Source organism: Tabrizicola sp., from assembly GCF_031377265.1.
GTDB lineage: Bacteria > Pseudomonadota > Alphaproteobacteria > Rhodobacterales > Rhodobacteraceae > JAUYQR01.
Map to the genome: position 1 here is coordinate 1 of NZ_JANMET010000170.1, position 3,913 is coordinate 3,913.

The following is a 3,913-nucleotide window of genomic DNA, read 5'->3' on the forward strand; positions in this document are numbered from 1 at the left end:
TCGGCCTATGCCAAGATCTACCTGACCGACCCCGAAGCCGTCGAAGTCATGCTGACCAAGCAGAACGTCGATGGCTCGACCGGCTATTACTCCATCGGTTTCGCCCGCAAGGACAGCGGCATCACCTCGTTGGACGACGCCAAGGGCAAGGTCTTCGCCTTCGCCGACCCGAACTCCACCTCGGGCTACCTCGTGCCCGCGGCCGAGCTTTCGGCCAAGTATGGCAAGCTTGAAGACTACTTCGCTGAAGTCAAAATGTCCGGCGGCCACGAACAGACCATCGTCGGCGTGTCGAACGGTGACTTCGCGGCGGGCGTGTCTTGGGCTGATGGCCTTGGCAACTGGGAAGACGGCTTCACCTCGGGCGCTTTCCGCAAGGCTGCCGATGCCGGCCTCGTCGACATGAACAACATCGTCGAAATCTGGCGCTCCAAGATGATCCCGGAAGGCCCGCTGGTCGTTCGCAAGGCCCTGCCGCAGGACGTCAAGGACAAGATCTACGCGATGATGGACACCATGTGGCAAACCGACAAGGAATGCGCCTACAACGTCGCCGCCGGTGAAGCCAAAGACTTCGTCCCGGTCAAGCACGAAGACTATCAGGGCATCCTCGACGCCCGCAAACTGCAAGAAGGCATGTGATTTCAACATGATCTGCCGGGCCATCCACAGGGTGGCCCGGCAATTTCTTTGCAGGGGACGCTGATGGTCGATATTGCCTTTGGGCCGGATCAGGGCAAGCGGCCCGACACCTCCGACACCCGCGCCGCCTATCTTGAAATGATCCGCCGCAAGCGCATGTACGGCGGCATCCTGCTGGTGCTGTTCATCGCCGTCTTCGCCTCAGGTTGGGTGCTGGCCGACCACCGCAATGCCGGCGGTTTCTGGAACGGCTTGCCGCAGATCGACGATTTCGCCGGCGAAGTGCTGTCCGAAGCCTGGACCAACCGCGCCAACCTGCCTGCGCTGTTCGTCGAATTCCTCCCCTCGCTGATTGAGACGATCAACATCGCCGCCGTCTCCACCTTGATTGGCGGGTTGATGGCAGTAGTTTTGTCGCTTTTGTCCACCCGTGGCCTTGCCCGCTGGCCGCGCCTGATCGGCGTGTTCCGGCGCAGCATGGACGCCCTGCGCGCCATCCCGGAAATCGTCATCGCGCTGGTGCTGATCTACATCCTTGGCGGCGGCCCGGTGCCTGCGGTCATTGCCATCGCGCTGCACACCGGCGGCGCCTTGGGCAAATTGTTCTCCGAAGTCGCCGAAAACGCCGACCTGAAACCGGTTGAGGGGCTGGCCTCGGTGGGTGCCACCTGGGGCCAGCGGATGTGGCTTGGCGTCCTGCCGCAAGTCGCGCCGAACTGGCTTAGCTACGCGCTCCTCAGGTTTGAAATCAACGTCCGCGCTTCGGCCATCCTCGGCTTTGTCGGCGAAGGTGGCATCGGCCATGACCTCAAACTGGCGATGCAGTGGGGTCAGGGCCGCTATGATCAGGTCGTGGCGATCTTCATCCTGCTGTTCTTCACCATCTTCGTGATCGACCGCTTCTCCGACCGTTATCGCAATCGTCTGGTCAAGGGGTACTGACATGACCGCAATGGCACCCGCCCCAACCCGCGCCGATCTGCTGACCGCCACCTTCGCCCGCCGCCGCCTGTTTGCCTTTGGCGTGCCGGGGCTGATCCTTCTTTACCTCACCTACACGTTCTTTGCCTTCGACATTCCGGGCATCGCGCAGCGCGCGCGGATGGACAATGCCATCATCCTCACCTCGGATTTCTGGTCCTACAAAACCCATGTCACCCGCGACAACCGGTCAGGCGACGTCGTCGTAGCGATCGAGGGCGAGAACAAGGGCACCTACCCCGACGGCATGCTGCCCGATTGGGTTACCCGTGACGGCGATGTAACCCGGATCGATCTTGGCGATGGCTACCTTGCCACTTATGACGCGGCCGGCGGGCGCTTTGTGGTGCCGGGCTACGGCACCATCGACATCCGCCCCGAAAATGGCGCGCTCACGCTGACAGCGCCTCAGCCGCTGCCAAAATGGATCAACGCCACACCCAACAAGGTGTCGGTGACCACCCCTGCGGGCCGTTTCAACTACAGCCGCTCCAAGGTGGAGACGTTCAAATATCAACCGGGGTGGGAACTGTTCTTCTTTACCCTCGACAGCCCGTTTTACGGCAAAGGCCCGCTGGAACTGGCAAAGCTTTCGCTGTGGGGCGACCGGGTTGATCCGGCGCGTTCCAACATCGGCTACATCGTGTCCGAAGTCTGGACCAACAAGATGTGGCGCCACGGCGATGTCCTTTGGGCGATCTTCGAGACGATCCTGATGGCCTTTCTCGGCACCGCCGGGGCGGCACTTGTGGCCTTCCCTCTGGGCTTTGTCGCGGCCTCGAACTTCATGCCGATCCGCGCCGTCCGCTTTGGCATCCGCCGGGTGTTTGATTTCATCCGCGGTGTTGACGGGTTGATCTGGACGATCATCCTCAGCCGCGCCTTTGGCCCCGGCCCGATGACCGGGTCGCTGGCCATCATGATTACCGACATCGGCTCGTTCGGCAAAACCTTCTCCGAAGCATTGGAAAACGTCGACGAAAAACAGATCGAAGGCGTCCGCTCCACCGGTGCCAACAGTCTGTTGCGCGCCCGGTTCGGGGTGATCCCGCAGGTCATGCCGATCCTGCTAAGCCAGGTGCTGTACTACCTTGAATCCAACACCCGCAGCGCCACCGTCATCGGTGCCATCGTCGGTGGCGGCATCGGGTTGTTGCTGACCCAAGCCATCATCACCCAGAAAGATTGGGAAGAGGTCGCCTATTATATGACGCTGATCGTGCTGATGGTGATGCTGATGGATACGCTGTCAGGCTGGCTGCGGCGGCGGCTCATCAAAGGCTAGGCACGGGTCGGCTCAAGGCGCGTCCCACCCTGATTCTCCACCATGGTTAACGCCGGTTTCGTATGGCGCGCGTGTAGACGGAATGAAGACGCAGGGAAGATGAAAAGAAGACGTGAGGAAGATCTGGAAAATCCAGTGATTACCGCAGTTTAACGCACCGTTCGCCCCGCACGTCTACACCCCCGCCCCCGCTGCTCCACACAGAATTTCAGGACCGACAATGCCCAGGCTTTCCCCCACCGAACCGCTGATCCATCCGGGCAGCACCATCACCACTTCCACCTTCGGCGGATGGTGCGAGGTAGGCGAGGGCAGCCGGATCGTCAATTCCACGTTCGCGGATTATGCCTATTGCGACCGGCTGTCCGATATCGCCAACACCAGTGTCGGCAAGTTCGCCAACATCGCCGCGATGACCCGGATCGGGCCAACCGACCATCCGATGGATCACGCATCGCTGCATCATTTCCTATACCGATCAAGCTATTATTGGGATGACGCGGTTGATGATCCGGACTTCTTCAAAGCCCGCGCCGCACGCCGTACTGTGATCGGCCCCGACACCTGGATCGGTCATGGCGCGATCATCAAGCCCGACGTGACCATCGGCGCAGGGGCCGTCATCGCCTCAGGCGCGGTGGTCACCAAGGACGTGCCGCCCTATATGATCGTCGCCGGCATCCCCGCCAAACCCCTGCGCCCGCGCTTTGCACCGGGCATCGCGGACCGGCTATTGGCGCTGGCCTGGTGGGATTGGAGCCACAGTCAGTTGCGCGAAAATCTGCAGGATTTCAGGACCTTGCAGGCCGAAGCTTTCCTTGAAAAGCACGAAACCGCTACTCTGGCGTCACCGTCAAAGTAACACGATCCCCCGCAAACCAGGTGGTGCCAAATTCCACCGGCACGCCCCGCTCATCGACATTCACCGACACCGACCGCAGGATCGGCGCGCCTTCCGAAACTTGCAGTGCCAAGGCAATCACCGGCGCAGCCAGCTTCGCCGTA

The 3,913-nt window shown here is 61.3% G+C and carries 5 protein-coding genes; 4 read left to right on the forward strand and 1 reads right to left on the reverse strand.

From position 1 onward, the window contains the following. From phnD to RMO18_RS09965, 4 genes are all read left to right on the forward strand, one after another. Positions 1–642 (forward strand): phosphate/phosphite/phosphonate ABC transporter substrate-binding protein (phnD, locus tag RMO18_RS09950; protein ID WP_309665622.1); only part of this gene is annotated, 642 nt, incomplete at its 5' end. Between the two features lie 63 nt (positions 643–705). Further along, positions 706–1,584, forward strand: coding sequence for a phosphonate ABC transporter, permease protein PhnE (gene phnE / locus RMO18_RS09955; RefSeq protein ID WP_309665623.1), 879 nt, complete (start codon positions 706–708; stop codon positions 1,582–1,584). 10 nt (positions 1,585–1,594) lie between these two features. Further along, positions 1,595–2,908 carry a phosphonate ABC transporter, permease protein PhnE gene (gene phnE, locus RMO18_RS09960; protein WP_405054042.1) on the forward strand — a complete coding sequence of 438 codons (1,314 nt, stop codon included), beginning with the start codon at positions 1,595–1,597 and terminating at the stop codon, positions 2,906–2,908. A 220-nt stretch (positions 2,909–3,128) separates the two neighbouring features. Beyond that, a complete protein-coding gene (locus tag RMO18_RS09965) occupies positions 3,129–3,770 on the forward strand; it encodes a chloramphenicol acetyltransferase (RefSeq protein WP_309665627.1) in 642 nt (213 codons plus the stop codon). Here RMO18_RS09965 and RMO18_RS09970 read toward each other — a convergent pair. Further along, positions 3,745–3,913, reverse strand: a 169-nt coding sequence (locus tag RMO18_RS09970; protein WP_309665628.1) for a UTRA domain-containing protein, incomplete at its 5' end; no start/stop codon positions are given. The two genes, RMO18_RS09965 and RMO18_RS09970, sit on opposite strands and share 26 nt — an antisense overlap.

Coding starts and splice junctions, on each gene's coding strand:
- phnE (WP_309665623.1), top strand. CDS start 706: ATGGTCGATATTGCCTTTGGGCCGGATCAGGGCAAGCGGCCCGACACC.
- phnE (WP_405054042.1), top strand. CDS start 1,595: ATGGCACCCGCCCCAACCCGCGCCGATCTGCTGACCGCCACCTTCGCC.
- RMO18_RS09965 (WP_309665627.1), top strand. CDS start 3,129: ATGCCCAGGCTTTCCCCCACCGAACCGCTGATCCATCCGGGCAGCACC.